The 260-nt window shown below is 28.1% G+C and carries 1 protein-coding gene; it reads right to left on the bottom strand.

Annotation, left to right across the window (positions count from 1 at the left end; translation table 11 throughout):
• The coding region (locus GBZ86_RS16895; RefSeq protein ID WP_207707498.1) for a PD-(D/E)XK nuclease family transposase at nucleotides 1-260 on the bottom strand (260 nt) is incomplete at both ends.

Consider the following 260-nt stretch of genomic DNA (forward strand, 5'->3'; position numbering starts at 1 on the left):
CTTAGTTCATATAATGCTCTTTGTTTTTCATCACAGCTAATTTTAATAAGTTCATTTTTAGCTTCTCGTATTTCTTTTACTGACATTTCTAAAGCTCTTACCTTTTCACTTTCAGGGTTTTTTAAGAATTCTGTCCAAGCTACTAGCATATCTCTTTCATCACTATTATCCTTAAGTTTAGGAATTTCTATAAAATGAATTTCTAAAACATCTGTTAGTTCTTCATTTACCTCTATTTCTTTTAATCTATAGGCATTATG

Source organism: Clostridium tarantellae (assembly GCF_009295725.1).
GTDB lineage: Bacteria > Bacillota > Clostridia > Clostridiales > Clostridiaceae > Sarcina > Sarcina tarantellae.